Annotated in this window: 17 protein-coding genes; 4 read left to right on the forward strand and 13 right to left on the reverse strand. The window is 66.7% G+C overall.

Features of this window, described 5'->3' with window-relative positions:
- Positions 1–23: 23 nt before the first annotated feature.
- From ACUZUJ_RS10915 to ACUZUJ_RS10960, 10 genes are all read right to left on the reverse strand, one after another.
- Positions 24–3,503: a DEAD/DEAH box helicase gene (locus ACUZUJ_RS10915; RefSeq protein ID WP_458219978.1), complete on the reverse strand. Its 3,480-nt coding sequence runs from the start codon at positions 3,501–3,503 to the stop codon at positions 24–26.
- A 298-nt stretch (positions 3,504–3,801) separates the two neighbouring features.
- Positions 3,802–4,335: a lipocalin family protein gene (locus ACUZUJ_RS10920; protein ID WP_049445320.1), complete on the reverse strand. Its 534-nt coding sequence runs from the start codon at positions 4,333–4,335 to the stop codon at positions 3,802–3,804.
- Between the two features lie 8 nt (positions 4,336–4,343).
- Complete coding sequence (locus ACUZUJ_RS10925) at positions 4,344–5,417, reverse strand: SAM-dependent methyltransferase (protein WP_049445317.1); 1,074 nt, start codon at positions 5,415–5,417, stop codon at positions 4,344–4,346.
- Positions 5,414–6,199, reverse strand: coding sequence for a DUF1295 domain-containing protein (locus ACUZUJ_RS10930; RefSeq protein WP_101765433.1), 786 nt, complete (start codon positions 6,197–6,199; stop codon positions 5,414–5,416). The genes ACUZUJ_RS10925 and ACUZUJ_RS10930 overlap by 4 nt, the downstream gene beginning before the upstream one ends.
- On the reverse strand, positions 6,196–6,741 hold the full coding sequence (locus ACUZUJ_RS10935; protein WP_101765434.1) for a DUF2878 domain-containing protein: 546 nt from the start codon (positions 6,739–6,741) through the stop codon (positions 6,196–6,198). Before ACUZUJ_RS10935 ends, ACUZUJ_RS10930 begins: the two co-directional genes overlap by 4 nt.
- Position 6,742: 1 nt before the next feature.
- Positions 6,743–8,002 (reverse strand): class I SAM-dependent methyltransferase, encoded by a 1,260-nt coding sequence (locus ACUZUJ_RS10940; RefSeq protein WP_458219979.1) that lies wholly within the window; start codon positions 8,000–8,002, stop codon positions 6,743–6,745.
- Complete coding sequence (locus ACUZUJ_RS10945; RefSeq protein WP_119006243.1) at positions 7,999–8,766, reverse strand: DUF1365 domain-containing protein; 768 nt, start codon at positions 8,764–8,766, stop codon at positions 7,999–8,001. The genes ACUZUJ_RS10940 and ACUZUJ_RS10945 overlap by 4 nt, the downstream gene beginning before the upstream one ends.
- The gene (locus ACUZUJ_RS10950) at positions 8,763–10,040 is read right to left on the reverse strand and encodes an NAD(P)/FAD-dependent oxidoreductase (RefSeq protein ID WP_119006244.1); all 1,278 of its coding nucleotides are present in this window, start codon (positions 10,038–10,040) and stop codon (positions 8,763–8,765) included. The genes ACUZUJ_RS10945 and ACUZUJ_RS10950 overlap by 4 nt, the downstream gene beginning before the upstream one ends.
- 1 nt (position 10,041) lies before the next feature.
- On the reverse strand, positions 10,042–10,992 hold the full coding sequence (locus ACUZUJ_RS10955) for an acyl-CoA desaturase (RefSeq protein WP_458219980.1): 951 nt from the start codon (positions 10,990–10,992) through the stop codon (positions 10,042–10,044).
- 81 nt (positions 10,993–11,073) lie between these two features.
- Positions 11,074–11,841, reverse strand: coding sequence for a hypothetical protein (locus ACUZUJ_RS10960; protein WP_119006963.1), 768 nt, complete (start codon positions 11,839–11,841; stop codon positions 11,074–11,076).
- 133 nt (positions 11,842–11,974) lie between these two features.
- On the opposite strand from ACUZUJ_RS10960, the gene ACUZUJ_RS10965 reads away from it, so the two are divergent.
- The 3 genes from ACUZUJ_RS10965 to ACUZUJ_RS10975 are packed head-to-tail and all read left to right on the forward strand — an operon-like array spanning position 11,975 to position 13,972.
- Positions 11,975–12,598: a sigma-70 family RNA polymerase sigma factor gene (locus ACUZUJ_RS10965; protein ID WP_049445296.1), complete on the forward strand. Its 624-nt coding sequence runs from the start codon at positions 11,975–11,977 to the stop codon at positions 12,596–12,598.
- On the forward strand, positions 12,595–13,269 hold the full coding sequence (locus ACUZUJ_RS10970) for a ChrR family anti-sigma-E factor (RefSeq protein ID WP_049445293.1): 675 nt from the start codon (positions 12,595–12,597) through the stop codon (positions 13,267–13,269). Before ACUZUJ_RS10965 ends, ACUZUJ_RS10970 begins: the two co-directional genes overlap by 4 nt.
- A gap of 1 nt (position 13,270) precedes the next feature.
- Positions 13,271–13,972, forward strand: coding sequence for a Rossmann-fold NAD(P)-binding domain-containing protein (locus ACUZUJ_RS10975; protein WP_259337345.1), 702 nt, complete (start codon positions 13,271–13,273; stop codon positions 13,970–13,972).
- 2 nt (positions 13,973–13,974) lie between these two features.
- Here ACUZUJ_RS10975 and ACUZUJ_RS10980 read toward each other — a convergent pair whose 3' ends face one another.
- The 3 genes from ACUZUJ_RS10980 to ACUZUJ_RS10990 are packed head-to-tail and all read right to left on the reverse strand — an operon-like array spanning position 13,975 to position 19,068.
- A complete protein-coding gene (locus ACUZUJ_RS10980; protein ID WP_049445290.1) occupies positions 13,975–16,374 on the reverse strand; it encodes a PAS domain-containing hybrid sensor histidine kinase/response regulator in 2,400 nt (799 codons plus the stop codon).
- Positions 16,367–16,834, reverse strand: coding sequence for a response regulator (locus ACUZUJ_RS10985; RefSeq protein ID WP_049445287.1), 468 nt, complete (start codon positions 16,832–16,834; stop codon positions 16,367–16,369). Before ACUZUJ_RS10985 ends, ACUZUJ_RS10980 begins: the two co-directional genes overlap by 8 nt.
- A complete protein-coding gene (locus tag ACUZUJ_RS10990; protein WP_049445284.1) occupies positions 16,831–19,068 on the reverse strand; it encodes an ATP-binding protein in 2,238 nt (745 codons plus the stop codon). The genes ACUZUJ_RS10985 and ACUZUJ_RS10990 overlap by 4 nt, the downstream gene beginning before the upstream one ends.
- Before the next feature lie 252 nt (positions 19,069–19,320).
- On the opposite strand from ACUZUJ_RS10990, the gene ACUZUJ_RS10995 reads away from it, so the two are divergent.
- Positions 19,321–19,614, forward strand: coding sequence for a hypothetical protein (locus tag ACUZUJ_RS10995; protein WP_032127324.1), 294 nt, complete (start codon positions 19,321–19,323; stop codon positions 19,612–19,614).
- The last annotated feature ends 9 nt before the right edge of the window (positions 19,615–19,623 follow it).

Consider the following 19,623-nt stretch of genomic DNA (forward strand, 5'->3'; position numbering starts at 1 on the left):
CTCCGTCAGGGCAGGGGAGGGGGCTATCGAGTCTGTACGCGGGGGATCGACATGCGATCCAGGAATTGCGCCGGCGTGATGCGGGGCAACTGTTCGGCATGGGCGGCCGAGAAGTGGCGCAGACCGCCCCAGAGCGCGGTGTCTCCGATCAGGAAGCAGCGGTGCTGGGCGCGGGTGACGGCGACGTTGAGCAGATTGGGCTTGCTGGAGGCCCAATGCGCCGCGCCCACCGTGTCCGTGTCACACCCCAGCACCATCCAGACAATGCTCTCTTCCTTGCCCTGGAAGGTGTGCACGGTGCCGACGCGCTCCCTGCACCACGTGCGCAGCTCGGCGGTGCGTGGCGCCTGCGTGCCGGGCGGGGCATCCGCGCCAAGCCAGGCAGCCTGGTTCCGCAGCCGCTCGAGCAGGGCGTTCTTGATGCGTTTGAAGGGCGAAATGATATAGACCGGGGGCAGGGTTCCGGTGCTGTGATAGAGCGCCGCCAACGCCTGCTGCACCAGGTCGATCTGGCACGGCACGACCTGCTTGTCGCTGGTGCGGCCGGGGGCGTGTACCCAGGCGCTGCCGCCGATGTCCAGGCTGTCAGCGGGTGGCCGCGCTGCGCTTGGCTCCCAGGGGTTGGAGAAGATCATCTTCCCCTCGTAGGCAATCGTGTTGGCAATGGAAAACATCGGTTCGACGCAGCGACGATGCACACGCAGGGGGCTGCCGATCCAGAGCGGCGAGCCCCCTGACTCCATGCGGGCACCGAGCGGGTTGGCCTCGTCGGCCAGTACCTGTACGGAGGTCTTGTCGGGCGAGACGTTCATGTCTGCGGGCAGTGCGCTGGTTTGGCCCAGCGCCTGCAACAGCTTGACCGGCACGGTGAACACCGGCTCGATCTGCAGCGGATCACCCACCACGATTGCGCGCCTCGAGCGCAGCAGTGCACCGACTGCCGCCTGCGGCACGGCCTGGCCGGCCTCATCGATGAACAGCCAGCCGATCGAGTCCGGTCCCAGATGGCGGAACTGGCGTGCGACGGAAGCGAACGTGCTGGAGACAACCGGCACGATCATGAACAGGCTCTGCCAGATGGCCAGCGCATCGCGCGGCTCCTGCAGCCGCTTGCCGCCCAGCAGGTGGCATAGCGCAATGACGTTCTGGGCGAAGCCGCCGCCTGTCTGCAGGACTTCGTGCAGCCAGGCCTGGTGAAGCTGCAGTGCCGCCACGAAGAGGTTGGCACGCTGCTCGTTGAGTTGTTCGCTGTTCCAGACGCCCTTGATCTGCCAGTCCTGATTCTCCAGTTCGGCCGCGGTGGCGGGATGGGATGCGTTGCCGAGTTCGGCTTTCAGCTGTTCCAGCTGTTCCGCCATTGCAGTCCACTGCTGCGCCCGTACCTGCGCGGCGGCCGATGCCTCGGCCAGGGCGCTCGCGGTGCGGTCCAGGTGCCGTTGCGCTGAATCACATTGCGGCCCGAGTTCGAGGCGGCGCAGGGTCCATTGCTGCTGATGATCTGCGTTCTGCGCCATTGTGGCCGCATGGCTGTTCGCACGTTGCCGATCAAAGATGCGGGCCCACCAGCCAGGCTTCTCTTCCTTCAGCAGGGTGCGTTGCGCCTTGAGCAGCGCGAGCTCTTCATCGGTCCTGCGGCGCTGGCTGTCGAGCGCAATGAATGCCTGTACGGCTTGCTCATGCGCGCGCTGTGCATCGCGAAGCTGTGAAGCCGTATACCGGCAGAAGCTCTCCTGATCGTTGTCGCTGATTTCACGGCTGAGCGAGGCGAGCCGATCAAGCTTTTCGACCAGTCCGTTGACCATCGCATCCGCCTGGTCGAACGCCTGCCGGGCCTCCTGGAAGCTCATGGCTGCCGGGCTGCTGCGCCATTGCCAGAGCGACTGGTGGCGGGTCGGGTCGTACCCCTTCGGTGAGGTCGTTTCGCCCTTCCTCGGGCCGGCCACGCTGATCGCCCGCACAAGCGCCTCGCGGTTGGCTTTCCTGCCCAGTGCGCAGCTGATCAGCCCCCAGGCATCGCTATCTGTTGCCGGTCGCTCATAGGCGCCCCTGCCATTCCAATCGAGCAGGTTGCGGGCCAGCGGCCGCAGGTAGTCAAAGGTCACGTCCCCTGTGCTACTACGCCAACACGAACTTCCGGGCTTGCCCAGTGAGCGGCTCTTCGGCAGGTCACGCGAAATGTTCTCCACGGCGGCGTTGTTCGACGATGCAACCACCATCTCGAAGCCGGTCAGGTCGGTCTTCAGCAGGGAGATCCTGCACGGCTTCTCACCTTCGAAGTTCACTTCGCGGGTTGCATCAAACGCAGCGGCGGGCGTTGCGCACTGTGACAATGCGCGTGCACGGCGCACGATGTTTTCAGCGAAGATTTCACGCAGCAGCGTGGTCTTGCCGGTCCCGGGTGGGCCATTGACCGAGAAAATGCCTGAGTCGCGCACCTGCTCGAAGATGCTGTTCACAGCGAACTGCTGCATCAGGCTCATCGTGTGCGCAGGATCACCGGGCCAGTGGCCCCGATTGATGTGCCGCGGCCGCAGCCGCTCGGAAATCAGCGTCTGCCCTTTCGGTGTGTACAGGTCTTCGCGCCGGCTTTCCGGCAATGGGCTCAGGTAGGCGCGCAGCGGGGCACTGGCAGTGCCCTGGTCCAGTGCGCCGATGGCGCGCGCGATATCCTCGACGAAGAAGCTGTTGAGGATGCTGATCTCCGCGTCCTCTTCGGATTGGGCCTCATCGTCCTCGGCGTCGTCCGCTTCCGGCGTTGACGCATTATCGGATCCCGGGGGTGCGGCCTTTGGTACCTGTTCCGGCTTCGGCTTGTCTTCAACGCTTTTCGCCCGGATGACCAGCAGGGGAGCGGATGCGTCGCCCGCGGACGGGTCATGACCCGACCAGGTGTGCAGGATGTCGAGCAGGCGCAGCAGGTCGCCGGGGCTGCAGGGCATCGGGCCCTCATCCTGTGCGGCGGGGGTGGCAGTGGTGCTGCGGAACGTTGCCACGTCGCGCTTGAGTGCTTCAAGGCTTGCCTGGAAGGCGTCAAAGTCCAGGCCCTGCAAGCCATGCCTGGAGATCGTACCCAGTGCCCACGGAACGGTCGACACCGAGATTTCACCCAGCTGCATCACGCCGTCGGCGTTGGCCCGCAGGCTGGCCGCGCAGGTCAGGCCTTCCAGTTCGGCCCGTTCGTCCTGCTCCAGCGATTCGTCATCGCTCGGCGTATCGGCCAGTACCCGCTGGGTGATGTCGGCCAGCTGGACCTTGTCGAAAATGCCGAGGTAGACATCGAATCCACTCAGCCTGCGCCCGGATGGCACGGGTGGGGACCACAGATCCTGCGGGTCCAGTCGCTCCAGCTGATCCCTGGACAGCAGCCGTACGCTCCAATCCGCGTCTTTCGACTCAAGGACCTGGCCCTGCAGATCGTAGGGTATGAAGAACTCAACCCTGTGCCAGAAGCTGAGGATCGCGCGGTGCCTGGCCTGCAACGTGTTGCGTCGTTCTTCCTTCAACTGCCTGTTCCTTCCATTGTGAAATCGGCTGCGGCCGGAGTGCGCCCTTCGCGGGCCATTGTGACCGGCGCGCACAGCCCTGCATTGGCCATTAGCGGCCGCCGCGGTCGAGTCTTGAGTGTTCGTGGTTCGGGCGCCAGGCTGCAATGCCGTCGGCGACCATTACTGGCTGGCCCGGGACGGTGGCGATGAGGGTACACATGGCTCCGACAGCGACTGCGCGCGTGCGGCATGGCCAATGCGGCTGCGGTGATGAATGCGACATCCGGCGCCAGCCAGATGTCGATACACGCTGCCGTCAGCGCACCGACTGCGGTACACGCCTCAGCTTGCCGGTGTCGTAGCCCATGGCCGCGATGCGTTGCACGGCCTGCTGGTAGTCGCTCTCGGATACCTGCGGCGTGCGTGCCATGTACCAGACATAGTCGCGCTTGCTGCGGGCGACAATGGTCTGCCCATAGTCGTCGTCCAGCCAGGCAATCACGTACTCGGCCTGTATCGGCCAGACGAACTGCATGCCCCAGATGGCGCCGTTGCCGTTCTTCTCGACCCGTCCAACAGGGTGCATCGACTTCTGCGGGGCGTCGAAACTGCCCTTGCGATAGGTGAAGGTCGTCTGGATGCGCCCGTCCGGCTTCAATGCGTAGCTCTCCACGGCGTCGAAGGCTTTGCGCTCCGGCCAGGACGGGATGTGGGCGATCACATACCAGTCGCCCATGAAGCGTGGCACGTCCACCGATGGCGGGCGGGGCAGGGGACGGGTATCGCTGGAACTGCAGCCGGAGCCAAACAGGCTCAATGCCAGCAGGGGAAGCAGCGAGCGCATGCGCATGTCACACCTCAACGGGGGCGGAACAGATAGTGGGCGACCAGCCACTGCTGGCCGTCGTCGTAGCCGAACAGCTCGGCGCATGCCATCCAGAACATGCGCCAGCGCTGCCACCAGATCTTCGCCGCGGCCTGGCCGTAGGTCGCGACAAGAACCGGCATCACCTGCTCGCGGGCTGCATCCTGGTTGGCCAGCCAGTGGTCGGCGGTGCGCTGGTAGTGGGTGCCATCCAGCAGCCAACGTTGATCGAGCCGCAGGTCGCGCTGGAAGTGCAGCAGCGTATCGGCCGCCGGCATCAGTCCGCCGGTGAAGAAGTGACGCCCCATCCAGTTGTCGCCACCCTCGGTTTCAAACGGGTACATCAGCGTGCGATGGGCGAAGATGTGCACGAACAGCGCGCCGTCGGGCTTCAGCCACTGGCTGATTCGCGCCAGCAGGCGTTCGTAGTTGCGCACGTGCTCGAACATTTCCACCGAGACACAGCGATCAAAGCGCGCGGCTGGGAGCTCGAGCTGGTTGACGTCGCGGGTCAGCACCTCGACGTTGTGCAGCCCCCGGGCCTGGCATTGCGCCAGGATGTGCTGGCGCTGGCTGTGCGAATTGGACACCGCCGTGATCCTGGCCTGCGGGAAGCGCTCGGCCATCCACAGGGTCAGCGAACCCCAGCCACAGCCCAGCTCCAGGATGTGCTGGCCATCGGCCAGTTCGGCGCGCTGGCCATACAGTTCCAGCATGGCCTCCTCCGCCTGGTCCAGCGTTTCGCACCCGGTGGGGTAGTAGCAGCTGCTGTACTTCAGGCGCTTGCCCAGGCAGGCCTGGAAGAAGGCTGCGGGAACTTCATAGTGCTGGCGGTTGGCCGCGTCGGTGTGCAGCGCGAGCGGGCTGTCGGCGAGCTCTGCGATGCGACGGCTGAAGCGCGCGGACTGCGCCTCGATACCGCCCGCCAATTCCTCATGCAGGCGCTGCGCGCACAGGCGACGGATGCCGGCGCGCAGCGCCGCATCGGGAACCAGTCCGCGCTCGGCCCAGGCGACCAGCCCGGTTTCCGTGTCGTCGGCCGGGTTCAGTGACGGGATCGCGCTCATGCGGAATGCTCCTTGGAAGAACGGGGGAACCAGGGGAAGAACATCGGCGTGCTGCGCTGGTAGGCGCGGTAATCGTCGCCGCGGCTGCGCAGCGCCTGCTTTTCGGTAAACGGAATGCCGCTCAGGTAGCGCAGGAATACGTACATCAGCAGCGGGCCGGCCCACGCCAGCCACCACAGTGGCGAGCCGACCGCGAGCAGGACGTAGCTGAACCAGTGCAGCCATTCGAAGAAGTAGTTGGGGTGGCGGGAGTAGCGCCACAGCCCATCGCGGCAGGTGCGGCCCTTGTTCGCTGGATTCGCGCGGAACCGGGCCAGTTGATGGTCGGCCAGGCTCTCGCCGCCGACGCTCAGCAGCCAGACGAGTGCGGCGGCCACGATCCACACCGTCATGCTTGTCTGCGGATTGGCAGCCACCGCGACGAAGGGCAGGGCGAACAGTACGACCAGCAATGCCTGGGCCATGAAGAAGCCGAAGATCCTGCCTTGATGCCCGTGCCAATGCTCGCGCAGGTAACGGTAACGCCCGTCCTCATCTTCGTGACGGACCCTATGCCACAGGTGCAGGGCGAGTCGGCTGCCCCAGAGGCCGCCCAGCAGCCCCAGTGCAACCCGCGGCACCATCGCGCCATCGCCCAGCAGCGCCAGCAACAGGGCCGAAGCGCCCACGCCCTTGGCCCAGAGCACATCGACCACGCCGATGTTGCGGTGGCGGCGCTGCCAGGCCCAGCCCCAGCTCATCACCAGCACGGCATACAGCAGGACCCACAACAGATTGATCATGACGGTGCTCCGGCCAAGGGCGGCGGGATGGTGCGGGAACCGCGACGAGCGGCCATGCACAGCAGCGAAAGCGCGATGCTCCAGCCCACGCCTAGCACCAGCAGGCCCTGCCATAGCGGCGCAGTGAAACGGACCGCCTCGAAACCGCGCGCTGCGGAGAGATACGCCAGCGGGGCCAGCAACAGGCCGAACAGGGCTGGCAGGGCAGGGTGGCGCAGCAGGAAGCGCATCGAGGTGGTCAGCGTCATCGCAAACGCGGCCCATAACGCCATGATCCAGGGCGGCGGCGTCCAGCCCAGCGGAGCCGCGGCGTAGCGCACGGTGCCGCTGGCGGCGGCACTGGCGTCGACCAGCCACGCGCAGGCCAGCGCCAGCAGCATCAGGCGAAGATCCAGCCGGGGTTGTGGCGATGTCAGTAGCTGGCTGCCGATGTAGATCGATGCTGCCAGCAGCGCAGGCCATTGCCAGCCGCGCCCGGCGCCGGCCACGGCGCACAGCCAGACCAGCTGGTTGCCAAGCAGATTGGCCCAGAACCGGCGCATCTCAGCTGCCCTGGTCCGGCGAGGCACCCGGACGATGCCCCGGGCGCGCCAGCAGCAGATGTGAAACGCCGATCGAACGCTCCAGGAAGCCGCCCTCGCAATAGGCCAGGTAGAACTCCCACAGTCGGCAGAAGCGCGTATCGAAGCCCTGCGCCAGCACGTCGGGCAACCTGGCGAGAAACCGTTGGCGCCAGGCGCGCAGGGTCAGTGCGTAGGAGTGGCCGAAGTCCTGCTGGGCGATCAGCTGCAGGTCGCTGGAGCGGGTCTTGGCGGCCATGATCGCGTTGATCGACGGAATGAAGCTGCCCGGGAACACATAGCGCTTGATGTAGTCGACGCTGCGCCAGGCCTGCTCGTAGCGGTGGTCCTCGATGGTGATGGCCTGCAGCAGGGCAATGCCATCGGGCTTGAGCAGGCGCTGCAGCGTGGCCATGTAGGTGTCCAGGTATTCGGCGCCGATGGCTTCGATCATCTCGATCGATACCAGCTTGTCGAACTGGCCCTGCAGGTCGCGGTAGTCCTGCATCAGCAGCGTGACCTGATCCTGCAGGCCAGCTGCCCGCACACGTTCGGCGGCTAATGCATGCTGTTCCGCGGAGATGGTGGTTGTGGTGACATGGCAGCCATAGTGCTGCGCCGCGTGCAGCGCAAAACCACCCCAACCGGTACCGATCTCCACCACGCGGTCGCCCGGCTTGAGTTGCAGCTGCTGGCAGATGCGGTCCAGCTTGCGCCGCGAGGCGGATTCCAGCGACTCGCTCTCTTTGGTGAACAGGGCCGAGGAATACATCAGGTCCGGCGACAGGAACAGGGCGAAGAAGTCGTTGCCGAGGTCGTAGTGCGCGGCGATGTTGCGGCGACTGCCCTCACGGCTGTTGCGGCGCAGGCGGTTCCAGCCACGCAACAGCCAGCCGCCTACGCGCGCCGGGCCGTGTTCCATGCTGTCGAGCAGATCGCGATTGCGCACCAGCAGGCGTATCAGGGCGACCAGGTCGTCACAGTGCCATTCGCCGTGGATGTAGCTTTCGCCTGCACCGACGCTGCCCTGTGCCGCCACCTTGCGATAGAACGCCGGGTCTTCGATGGTGACGGTGACATGCAGTTCGCCGCGGGCATCACCCAGCCAGACTTCGCCCAGCGCGTCGCGCACGCACAGGCGGCCGTCGCGCATCGGGGCCAGCTGGGCCAGCAGGCGGCGGCGCAGGAAGGCATCCAAGGCGCCGGGGCGCGGCAGCGCGACCGAAGGAGTCATCGAGTTCATCGCGGTTTCTCGGCAAGGGTGGGGTGGTCGTGCACGGGATTGCGTTTCAGCCACAGACGCAACGCGTGCCAGTGGATGGCGGCCACCACCTGGGTGGTCATCAGTGGGTAGCAGGCCAGGACGCGGGCCAGCCCGCGGCCATCCAGGGCGTGCCGTTGCATGACCTGGGTGGCATCAAACTGGCGCGCGCCGTCGCGCCAGACCTGCATGTGCACGCGCAGATCCTCATCAGGGCAGTTGAACCGCCAGTCGTAATGGCAATCCATCGGCATGAAGGGCGAGACATGGAAGCACTTGTCGAACCGCCAGCGCAGCGAGGTGCCTTCGTGCGTGGCCGTTGCGACTGGCAGCACGTAGGCGTGCCGTTCCTTCCAGGGCGTGTTGGTGATCTCGGCGACGATGCAGTCCAGCGTGCTGCCATCGGCCCGGTAGCAGTAGTAGAAGCTGACCGGGTTGAACACGTGCCCGGCGAAGCGGAGATGGGTGAGCAGGCGGACCGGGCCGGTGGGCCGGTAGCCGAGGGTGGCTGCAGCGTGGTCGCGCACTGCATCGGCCAAAGGCCGCGCGGGATCGCCGAAGTAATCGCTGCGACGGAATTCGGCCAGGTTGCGGCGATTGATCGACCACAGCCAGCGCCCGGCGAACACGCTGTCGAGCTCATCCAGGTCGAGCAGCAGCTGTGCGATCGGATAGCGGAACGCATGCGGGTGTGGAAGGTGCCGGCGGTGCATCACCTGCCCGAAGTAGAGCGCGCTGGCGCTCATGCGGCCACCTCGCCGTGAGCCGCCATGACCCGGTGCGGCTCGCAGGTGCGCAGGGCATCGACCACGCGGCGGGCGCTGCGGATGCCGTCCTCATGGAAACCCCAGCCCCAATAGGCGCCCGCGAACCAGGTGTGACGGCGGCCCTGCAGCTCGGCCCAGCGCTGTTGCGCGCGCACTGCCGCATGGTCGTGCACCGGATGGGCGTAGCGCAGGGTGCGCAGCACCTTGCCGGGGTCGATCGCCGCGCTGCGGTTGAGCGTGACCACCAGCGGCGTGTTGCCGGGCAGGCCCTGCAGCAGGTTCATGCAGTAGCTGACCGTGCACGGCGCGGCAGGGTCGCGGGGCACATGGGCGTTCCATGCCGCCCACGCCTTGCGGTTGCGCGGCAGCAATGACGCATCGGTATGCAGGACCGCTTCATTGGTTTGATAGCGGATGGCGCCGAGCACGTCGCGCTCGATGGAGTCGGCGTCACGCAGCAGCGCCAGGGCCTGGTCGCTGTGGCAGGCCAGGATGACCTGATCGAAGCCTTCCACGCCGGCCGCGCTGTGCACGCGCGCCCCCCAGGGCATGCGCTCGACCGACTGCACCGGGCACTCCAGCCGCTCATGCACCCGCCAGCGGGCACGCAGGGCATCGACATAGCGCGCCGATCCGCCGCTCACCACCCGCCACGGCGCTCGCCCGGTCATCTGCAGCATCTGGTGGTTGGCCATGAACTGGGCCATGTAGCGGGCCGGGAAGTCCATCACCGTGGCCGTCGGGGACGACCACAGCGCGGAGGCCATCGGCAGCAGGTGCTCGTCGATGAAGGCATCGCCGTAGCGCTGGCTGCGCAGGTACTGCCCCAGCGTTGGGCCCTCGTCTTCTGCCAGCAACAGGGGGGCATCGCGGTAGAACCGGCGCAGGTCGGCCAGCATGCCCCAGAACCGCGGCGACACGAGGTTGCGGCGCTGGCAGAACAGGCCATCCAGCGAGGTCGCGTTGTACTCCACGCCGCTGCGCTCGCTGTGCATCGAGAAGCTCATCGTGGTCGGCTGCGAAGCGACGCCCAGCTCGTCGAACAATGCGGTCAGCAGCGGATAGTGCTGGGGATTGAACACGATGAAGCCGGTGTCCACCGCCATGCGCATGCCTTCCACCTGCACGTCGTGGGTGTGGGTATGGCCGCCCAGGTAGTCGTTGGCCTCGAACAGCGTGACGTCGTGTTCGCCGTCCAGCCACCAGGCGCTGGCCAGTCCGGCAATGCCGGAACCGATGATCGCGATGCGCATGTCAGTACCTCGCCTTGGCCAGCACCCACTCGGGAATCGGCTTGAGCCCTTTGACCAGCCCAAGCGCCGCCATCGCGCGCAGCCCATACCAGGTCAGGTCCACTTCCCACCAGCGGAAGCCCTGGCGAACGGTGCCCGGGAAGAAGTGGTGGTTGTTGTGCCAGCCTTCGCCGAAGGTCAGCAGGGCCAGCCAGAGGTTGTTGCGGCTGTCATCGCGGGTCTCGAAGCGGCGGCGGCCGAAGCGATGGGCCAGTGAATTGATGGTGACCGTGGCATGGAACAGCACGATGGTGGAGATGAAGAAGCCCCACACCAGCAACTGTGGTCCGGAGGTGTGCAGGCCCGGTACCCATCGCTCCAGCCCGGCGCCCAGTGCATACAGCGCTGCGGCCAGCAGAACCGGCACGGCGGTATCGAAGCGGTCCAGCCAGCGCAGTTCGGGGAAGCGCGCCAGGTCCGGTACCCGCGACAGATCGGTGGCAAAGGCCTCGCGGGTCAGGAACCAGCCCATGTGGCTGCGCCAGAAGCCGCCTTCACGGGGGGAGTGCGGGTCCAGCGGCTGGTCGGCGTGACGGTGATGGTGGCGATGGTGGGCAGCCCACCACAGCGGCCCGCGCTGCACGCTGGAGGCGCCGATCACCGCGAACACGAACTGCACCGGACGCGATGCCTGGAAGGTGCGATGGGAGAAGTAGCGGTGGTAGAACGCGGTGATGGCGAACATGCGCACCGCATAGAGTGCTGCGGCCACGATTACCGCAGTCCACGAGAAGCCCACCCAGATCACCGCGAAGCAGGCCAGATGCATCAGCGCGAAGGGCACGGCGCGCAACCAGTCGATGCGCCCCGGCCGCTCGCCGGTGGCGTCTGCGGCGTTGCCGGTATCGAACCAGCGCTGCAGCGTGCGCAGCAGGTGCCAGCGTCGACGGGGAAGGGGCGCTACAGAGGCCATGGCGGATCTCGGCGGGTGTCGTGTCTTCCTTTACGCAGCAGGATGCGCAATGGATGCGCCACGGCGCAGTAAATTTCCATTTCACCTGGGCGTCACGATGCAACGCTCCACCAGGGGTTGCGCCCACGCCTGTTGCCAGTCGCTTGCCGGTTGCTCGGCCGGTGGCGAGCGGAAGCGCACCGTCACCTGCGGGTAGCTGCCGCGCGCATCGCGCAGGTTGCTGGTGCCGCGGAACTCCAGCAGGCGGCGGTCGGCAGTGGCGTAGACCAGGGCCAGGCGCGGCGCGATGCCGCCGTACCAGGTATCAAGGCTGACCTCGATGGCCTGGGCGTCGATACCCTGCCAGCGAACAGGACCGGTGCGCCGCACCTGTACCGGGAAGTAGCGCTGGCGCGCCGGTACCAGGAACGGTAGCGTGATGCGCTCGCCCCGCAGCAGCGCCGGCCAGTGCAGGCGCACCGCCGCGTCGAATCCCGCATCGATCACCGCATCCGTCGGCAACGCAAGCTTGCCCTGCCGCAGCGGGCTTGTGCCATCTTCCCGCCAGGAGATCGACACCGAATCGCCGGCGGCCTCCACCTCGGCCTTCTGGCCGCTGCGACGATCCTCAAGCGAGTAGCCCCGTGCCTGCGGCCGGGCGCTTGCCGGCAGATGCTTGCGGGCGAATGGCTGGCCGTCCGGGCATTGGTACAACACCCATCGCTCGGCGCCCTCCGCTGCCTCGCGCCGCCAGTGCACCTCACGGTAAAGGACGGCGCCCTGGCTGGAGGTCGCCACGCCCTCGCTTCGCAGCCAGGGCGCCGCCAGCGCAGCATGGGGCAGGCACAGCAACAGCCAGGCAGCGCGCATGGCGTTCATCCGGAAGGGAAGGGTCCAGGTGATACGGCGGGAGCGGCTGGTTGGATGCATTGCATTGCCTGCATCCAATTGCTGCCCCCGCCCGTACAGAGGACAGACCTTCACCCGCCCGCCGCGAACGCCGATGTACCCTGACGCCGCCAGCCACCTCCTCAACTTCGATAGCGTACGCATCGTGTCCAGCGCCCAGCAGCCGAGCAACGAGCCGACGAACTGGGCCGGTGACATGGACGGCGTGGCACGGCTGCGTGACCGCGACTGTTTCATGCGGATCTACGACTACTTCATGCCGCGGCTGTGCGTGTACCTGCGTGGCCTGGGCGTGCCTGAGGCGGTGGCCGAGGAGCTGGCGCAGGAGAGCCTGCTGCGGCTATGGCTGCGCGCTGCCGACTTCGATCCTGCGCAGGGGGCGCTGAGTACCTGGCTGTATCGCATCGCCCGCAATCTGCATATCGATCGCATACGGCGCGAACGCAGCTGGATGCAGGTGCAGGCGGCGGTGGAGGACGCTGCGACGGTGGATGTGATCGAACGTAGCAGCGCCGAGCAGTTCGCCGACCAGGCACGGCTGCGCCAGCGCATCAACGAGCTGCCCGCGGTGCAGGCGCGACTGGTGCGGATGTCCTATTTCGAAGCCAAAAGCCACAGCGAGATCGCCGAGGCACTCGGCATGCCGCTGGGGACGGTCAAATCACACCTGCGCCGCGCGTTTCTGCAACTGCAGGCCAAAGTGGGAGGTGCGCTGTGAATCCGCATCACCACCTGCATGAATCCACCTTGATGAGCTATGCCGCCGGCGCGCTGCCGGCGCCGCTGAGCATCGTGGCCGGCGCCCACCTGGAGCAGTGCCCGCATTGCCGCCAGCGCCTGCGCGAGGCTGAGGCGATCGGCTCCGCTCTGCTGGAACAGACACAACCGTCCACCGCCGATTCGCGGCGTGAGCAGTTGCGTGAGGCCATGCTGATGCAGTTGGCTGCGGAAATGCCGATTGCCATGACCGGAGCCGCGCGTTCCGTGCCGAAGGAGCGGCCCGAGGCCGACCCGGACCATCTGCCTGCCTCGCTGCACCCCTTCTTCGGCGCCTCGCTCAGCGGGTTGCGTTGGCGCTGGATGGCGCCGGGCGTGCACTGCATCCGTGCCGAGCAGATGCCGTCGCTGATCATGCTGAAGATCGCCCCGGGCAAGTGCCTGCCCATGCACAGCCATGGCCGCAGCGAGCTGACCCAGATCCTGCGCGGTTCCTACAACGATGCGCTGGGGCTGTTTGCACCGGGCGACGTGGCGGATCTGGATGAGGAAGTGGAGCATCAACCGGTGACGGCGCCGGGCCTGCCGTGCATCTGCGTGTCGGCGCTGGATGCGCCACTGGTGTTCAGTGGCTGGCTGGCGCGGAAGATCCAGCGGTTTGTGAAGCTCTAGGATGAGTGCGGCGATGGCAACGGGCGCGCTACGGGTTCTGTTGACCGGTGCTGCAGGGCTGGTGGGGCAGGGTGTGGCCCTGGCCTGCCAGCGCTCGCCCCGGGTCGCCGATCTGACTGCCCTGGTCCGGCACCCGGGCAGTCTCAATGGCACTGGCAGCGAACTGATCGTGCCTGACTTTCTGCGTATCCAGGAACGGCAGGATGACCTGTTGGGATTCGACGCCTGCTTCTACTGCGCCGGCGCTCCGCCGGTGGGCACGGCCGAGGCCGAGTACCGGCGGGTGACGCTGGACACCACCCTGGCCGTTGCCCGCGCCTGGGCCGCCGCGAATCCGCAGGGGTGCTTCCTGTATGTCTCCGGCGCCGGCGCGGATGCGCGAAGCCGGGTAATGCCATTGCGGGTGAAGGGCGAGACCGAGCGGGCACTGCAGGAACTGCCGGTCCGCACGGTCATGCTGCGCCCGGGTGGCGTGCGCCCTGTCGAGGGAACTGATACCCGCCATCCCCTGCTGAAGCCCTTGTACTGGGGTGGCGCACCGTTGATGAAGCTGGCCGGTGCGATTGCGCCATCGCTGATGACCAGCAATCTGGCCCTCGGCCAGGCGATGATTGCACTGGCCGGCAGGGAACATCCGCCTGCCACGGTGGAGTGCGCGGACATCAACCGGATCGCGATGGACGTGAGCGACCCGGTTGCCTGACCTCAGTGCGCGGCACCTTCCAGCGCGGTACGCACGGCCTGGGCCAGGTCGCTGCGGGTAAACGGCTTGGGCAGCAGCGCGGCTGCCCGGCCCTGGCTGCCCACCTGGTCGTGGTCGCGTGGATACCCCGAAGTGAACAGCACGGCGACTTCCGGCCAGCGTTCCCGCACTTCACGCACCAGCTCCCAACCCGACATGCCGGGCATCACCACGTCCGAGAACAGCAGGTCCACCCGGGTGTCGGGACGTTCCAGCAGCCGCAGCGCGGAGGGGCCGTCGTGCGCTTCCAGCACGCGATAGCCGAGCAGGCGCAGGGCATCAACGGTGTGCGCACGCACATCATCGTTGTCCTCGGCCACCAGGATGGTTTCCTCGCGCGGCGAGTAGCCCGCCAAGCCTGTCTGAGGCGCGCTTGCCGCGCAGGGCAGGGCCAGCGCGGAACGCGGGAACATCATGGTGATGCTGGTGCCGCCACCTTCCATTGAATCGATCAGCACATGGCCGCCGGACTGCTTGACGAAGCCGTGCACCATCGACAGGCCCAGGCCGGTGCCGCGGCCGACCTGCTTGGTGGTGAAGAAGGGCTCGAACACGCGCGCGAGGGTGGCCGCGTCCATGCCGTGGCCGTTGTCGCGGACCCGCAGCATCACGTATTCGCCAGGCGCTGCATCGGGGAACAGGGCAGCGTAATCGTGGTCGAGATGACTGTTGTCGACCTCGATCACCAGCCGGCCGCCGTGGGGCATGGCATCGCGGGCGTTGACGGCCAGGTTGAGCACCGAAGCCTCCAGCTGGCTGACGTCGATCTCGACGCACCAGACGTCCGCAGCGGCGCGGATTTCCAGCTGCACCAGCTCGCCCAACGCACGCTGCAGCATGTCATGCATGTCCAGCAGGCGATCGTTGAGATTGGCGGCCTGGCTGTGCAGCGGCTGGCGCCGGGCAAATGCCAGCAGGCGCTGGGTCAGGCTGGCGGCACGGCCCACGCCCTTGAGGGCGTTGTCCAGCGCACGGCTGACGATGGCGCCCGGCTCGCCGGCACGCTCGCTGAGCAGCATGGCGTGTTCGACGTTGCCGGAAATCACCGTCAGGATATTGTTGAAGTCGTGGGCGATGCCGCCGGTGAGCTGGCCCACCGCTTCAATCTTCTGTGACTGGCGCAGTGCATGCTCGGCCTGCAGGCGGGCGGTGGTTTCCACGGCCTCCGACACCACCGCCGTCACCGCGCCTTCGGCATCCAATAGCGGACGGAACGAAAAATCGTAGCTGCGACGGCCGGTGGGCAACTCCAGATCCAGTGCATGCAGCGAGCTGTGCCCCTTCGCGGCAGCGGCAACGGCCTGGTCCACCAGGGTGCCGACGTCGCCGCTGGTGGCGAACCACAGCGATTGCCCATAGCGCTGACCCACCACATCGGGCTTGTCGGCCAGTACGGCGGCCAACGAGGCGATATTGGCGTCGACCACGCGGCCGCCCTGGTCCAGCAGCACCTGGTGCTGGAAGCTGGATTCGAAGATGGCCTGCAAGCGTCGCTTGCTGGCCCGAAGCTCGGCAGTACGCGCCTGCACCTGCTGCTCGAGCAGCTGGTTGTCTTCGCGCAGGGCGAGCTCGGCCTGCTTCAGCCCGGAGACGTCGCTGCCCAGGCAGATGTAGCCGACCACGGTGCCGTCGGCGCCTCGCTCCGGCACGCAGTCCATCTGCACGAATCGTGACTCGCCACTGCGGTGGGCCAGTTCCACCTGGAAGCGGGTGCGCTCACCCTGCAGCACCCGTTCGATGCTGGGCAGGGCATGTTCGAAGGCGGAAATGCCACTGACATCGCGCGCAGTACGGCCCAGCAGTTCGGCCAGGCTGACGCCGTGCCAGTCGAGGAAGGCCTTGTTGGCGAAGCGGTAGCGATGCTCCCTGTCGAGCTGGGCGATCAGTGCCGGGACGGCATCGGTCACCTGCTGCAGCTGGGCCTGGCTGTCATTCAGGGCGGCTTGGGCGTGGGCCAGCTGGGTGCGCTCGTGCGCCTCCTGGCGGGCGCGGCGGATCGCATCCGGCAGGCGTTGCAGGCGCTGCTTGACCACGTAATCGCGCGCGCCACGGGTCAGGGCCTGTACCGCCAGCTCCTCGGTAAGCGTGCCGGAGACAAAGATGAAGGGCGTCTGCGGGATGCGCTCTCGGGCCAGCGCCAGCGCGGCGTCGCCATCGAATCCCGGCAGCACATGATCGGCCAGGATGACATCGAAGGCGCGATTCTCGATCGCCTCGATGAAGGCATTGCGGGTCCACAGGCGCTCGGCCTCGAAGTCGAGGCCGGCCCGTTGCAGTTGTGCGGTGATCAGCTCCGCATCAAGCGCACTGTCCTCCAGCATGAGGATGCGCAGGCGCTCGCTGCGGCGCGATCCATCACGCATCGTGCTGCCCCGAGCCGTTGGGGCGATGCGGCGGCGGCTGGTTGGTGATGCCCCAGAACATGCCCAGGCCCTGGATGGCGTCGAAGAACTCCTTGAAGTCCACCGGCTTGACCACGAATGCGTTGACGCCCAGTTCGTAACTGCGCACCAGATCCTGCTCTTCGCGGGAGGAGGTCAGCATCACCACCGGCGTGCTGCTCAGGTTCGAATCGCCACGTACCTGCTCCAGCACCTCCAGGCCGTTCACCTTGGGCAGCTTCAGGTCCAGCAGCACCACCACCGGGCCGCCGTGGTTGGCGCCGGCAAATTTGCCTTCGCAGCGCAGGTAGTCCAGCGCTTCGGCGCCGTCGCGTACATGGATGACATCGTTCAGCAACTGGCAACGCGACAACGCCGCCAGCGTCAGCTCTGCATCCTTGGGGCTGTCCTCTACCAAGAGGATCGGCCGCAGGTCCCTCATGGGTGATCTCCTGTGGAACGGGGTAGGGTGAAGTGGATCGTGGCGCCCTTGCCGGGTTCGCCCTCGGCCCAGGTGCGGCCGCCATGGCGGCCGACGATGCGGCGGACATTGGCCAGGCCGATGCCCGTGCCTTCGAATTCCTCGACATGGTGCAGGCGCTGGAACACGCCGAACAGCTTGTCCACGTAGCGCATGTCGAAACCGCAGCCGTTGTCGCGCACGAAGAAGTGGTCCTCCTCCTCAAGGCGCTCATGGCCGATCTCGATCGCTGCCTGCTCGCGCTCACGGGTGAACTTGACCGCGTTGGCCAGCAGGTTCTGCCAGACCAGGCGCATCATTGTCGGGTCGGCCTGCACCTCCGGCAGCGGCGCCAGTGTCCACTGCACGTCGCGTCCTGCGTAGTCCAGCGCCAGGCTGCGGCGCACATCCTTGGCCAGTGCGGCCATGTCCAGCCGCACCCGGCCGAGCGTGGAGCGACCCATCTGAGAGAAGCTCAGCAGGTCGTCCACCAGCGTTCCGGCAGATTTGGCCGACTCCACGATGGTATCCAGGAAGCGGCGCTCGGTATCGTTGAGGCGTTCGCCGGCCGAGCTGCCCAGTAGCTCCGAGTAACCGACGATGTGGCGGAAGGGCGCACGCAGGTCGTGGCTGACCGAATAGGAAAACGCTTCGAGTTCCTTGTTGCTGCGGACCAGCTGCTCGTTGAGCTCGGCCATTTCTTCGGCCTTGCGCAGCACGATGTCGACGATGGCGGTGCGCATCTCGTGGGCGGCATCGCGGTCGGCGTCGTTCCACGGCAGGCTGCGCTGCTGAACGGTTTCCTTCCAGGCCTCGAAGGAGCTGCGCGGCGACAGTGCCACGTCGGGTGCCGCGGTCTTGCGTGGATCGCCGCCCCAGCGCACGGTACGCAGCACTTCGGGGCGGAACCACATCAGGTAGCTGTCATGCAGCTGCGAAATGGACACCGCCAGTACGCCGCTGGCCACGTCGGACAGGCGCGCACCGGGCGCCCAGTCGGCTGCCAGGTGGTCACTGCAGTACGTCTCCTGCCCGGCCTGCTGTGCGGCCAGCCAATCGGCCAGGGCCAGCACGTCGGTTGCGGGCGGGCTCTGGCCCACACGCATGCAGTCGCCCTTGTGCACGATGGCGGCGCCTGCCGCGCCGGTCAGCGACAGCAGGCTGGCTTCATCGTGGCGCAGCGCAGCCATGAAATCCTCATCGCCGGCCATGCGTGCCAGCAGCTTTACCAGCACCGAGCGGCGCGCCACGCGCTCTTCGATGGCGCGGGCACGCTCCTTCAGTGCGATCTGCAGCGAGAGGATCTGGCCCATGAATTCGCAGGCGGTGCGCACGTGGTAGGGCAGGCGGCGCGGCTGCACCGTGTGGCAGGACACCAGGCCCCACAGCTGGCCCTCATGCACCAGCGACACCGACATCGACGCGCCGGTGCCCATGTTGCGCATGTACTGCAGGTGCACGGGCGAAACGCTGCGCAGCACGGCCAGGCTCAGGTCGGTGGCCGGTGCGTCGCGGTGTTCGTCGCTGCGCATCAGCGGGGCAGGGGTGTAGTTGCTGTCCGCGATCAGTCGCACCCGGTTGCGCCGGTACAGCTCGCGGGCCTGGGCCGGAATGTCCGACTCGGGGAAGCGCAGGTCCAGGTAGGACGGCAACAGGCCGTTGCCATCCTCGGCGACCACGATGCCGTTCCAGCCGGCATCGAACTGGTAGACCAGGGTACGGTCGAAGCCGGTCAGTCGGCGCATGTGCGCGGCCGCCAGCTGGCACAGATCTTCCACGGTGGTAGCCGATTCGATGCCGGTCATCAGTTCGCGGATCGACGGATACAGTTCTTCCAGCGAACCCGGCTGGCCGGGAACCGGTGCCTCCAGCTCGATCAGCAGATCGGTGGCGGAGCGATGCACCAGCAGCTGATGCCGCCCATGGCCATCCAGGTGCACAGCGCCGACATGGGCGCTGCTGCCCACCGTGGCCTGCTGGAACAGCGCCTGGAAGGGTGCCAGCACGCCGCCCAGTACTTCGCTGACATGCTGCATCAAGGGTTCGCCGAACTGCTGCAGCAACCCCGGCTGGCTGATGGCGCGCTCACGCACCCGCAGTGACTGTGGCTCCACTACCAGAAGCACGCCGTATGGCTGGATGGCACCGGGCGTGTGGATCGGTTCGCGCGCACAACGGGACTTAGCGGTGTCGTGCGTGGGCTCGGCAGAAGGCATCAAGGGCGGGACTCATGATTCGTGGATGGCTGGAATGGCCCAGCGCTGCATCCGGTATGCATGGATGGTGAAGCAAAATCGTGCATTCGCCTACCAGCACGTGCGCGTGAAGAACGTTTCATTCAAACCTGAATTCTTCATCTGAACATTCCAACAGCACTTGCATGTTTCGCGAAAGGTACATGTGCGCTGCACGCGCGCTCGACACCGACTTGCCTAGGGTGAACGCACATTCCTGAGTGACCACGTCCCGTGAACCTGCAGACCTTGCCTTCAACGCCATACCGCATGCTTGCCGACAGCTGCCAATTCGAGTTGCTGGATGTGGATGCCCTGCAGGATCCGGCCAGTGGGCGCCTGCTCCACCTGTACTCGCTGGTTGCGCGCTGCCTGTGCTGCGAAACGGTGTTCAAGGCGGAAGAGGGGCAGGGACTGGTCAGCCATACCGCCGCACGCGTGGTGCGATGCCCCACGGGTTGTGGCCAGCAGGCGTTCAAGCCGGCGTTGCTGCGTGCATGGCAGCCGCAGCGCGTCGCACAGGCCTGAGAGCACTGA

The sequence above is a fragment of the Stenotrophomonas sp. S4 genome (genome assembly GCF_054187805.2).

Excerpts from the sequence above, each read along its gene's own strand:
- ACUZUJ_RS10980 (WP_049445290.1), bottom strand. The coding sequence starts at position 16,374 with ATGCGTGATGGATCGCGCCGCAGCGAGCGCCTGCGCATCCTCATGCTG.
- ACUZUJ_RS10925 (WP_049445317.1), bottom strand. The coding sequence starts at position 5,417 with ATGAGCGCGATCCCGTCACTGAACCCGGCCGACGACACGGAAACCGGG.
- ACUZUJ_RS10960 (WP_119006963.1), bottom strand. The coding sequence starts at position 11,841 with ATGCGCGCTGCCTGGCTGTTGCTGTGCCTGCCCCATGCTGCGCTGGCG.
- ACUZUJ_RS10975 (WP_259337345.1), top strand. The coding sequence starts at position 13,271 with ATGAGTGCGGCGATGGCAACGGGCGCGCTACGGGTTCTGTTGACCGGT.
- ACUZUJ_RS10945 (WP_119006243.1), bottom strand. The coding sequence starts at position 8,766 with ATGAGCGCCAGCGCGCTCTACTTCGGGCAGGTGATGCACCGCCGGCAC.
- ACUZUJ_RS10950 (WP_119006244.1), bottom strand. The coding sequence starts at position 10,040 with ATGCGCATCGCGATCATCGGTTCCGGCATTGCCGGACTGGCCAGCGCC.
- ACUZUJ_RS10935 (WP_101765434.1), bottom strand. The coding sequence starts at position 6,741 with ATGCGCCGGTTCTGGGCCAATCTGCTTGGCAACCAGCTGGTCTGGCTG.
- ACUZUJ_RS10955 (WP_458219980.1), bottom strand. The coding sequence starts at position 10,992 with ATGGCCTCTGTAGCGCCCCTTCCCCGTCGACGCTGGCACCTGCTGCGC.
- ACUZUJ_RS10990 (WP_049445284.1), bottom strand. The coding sequence starts at position 19,068 with ATGCCTTCTGCCGAGCCCACGCACGACACCGCTAAGTCCCGTTGTGCG.
- ACUZUJ_RS10940 (WP_458219979.1), bottom strand. The coding sequence starts at position 8,002 with ATGAACTCGATGACTCCTTCGGTCGCGCTGCCGCGCCCCGGCGCCTTG.
- ACUZUJ_RS10985 (WP_049445287.1), bottom strand. The coding sequence starts at position 16,834 with ATGAGGGACCTGCGGCCGATCCTCTTGGTAGAGGACAGCCCCAAGGAT.
- ACUZUJ_RS10965 (WP_049445296.1), top strand. The coding sequence starts at position 11,975 with ATGTACCCTGACGCCGCCAGCCACCTCCTCAACTTCGATAGCGTACGC.
- ACUZUJ_RS10930 (WP_101765433.1), bottom strand. The coding sequence starts at position 6,199 with ATGATCAATCTGTTGTGGGTCCTGCTGTATGCCGTGCTGGTGATGAGC.
- ACUZUJ_RS10920 (WP_049445320.1), bottom strand. The coding sequence starts at position 4,335 with ATGCGCATGCGCTCGCTGCTTCCCCTGCTGGCATTGAGCCTGTTTGGC.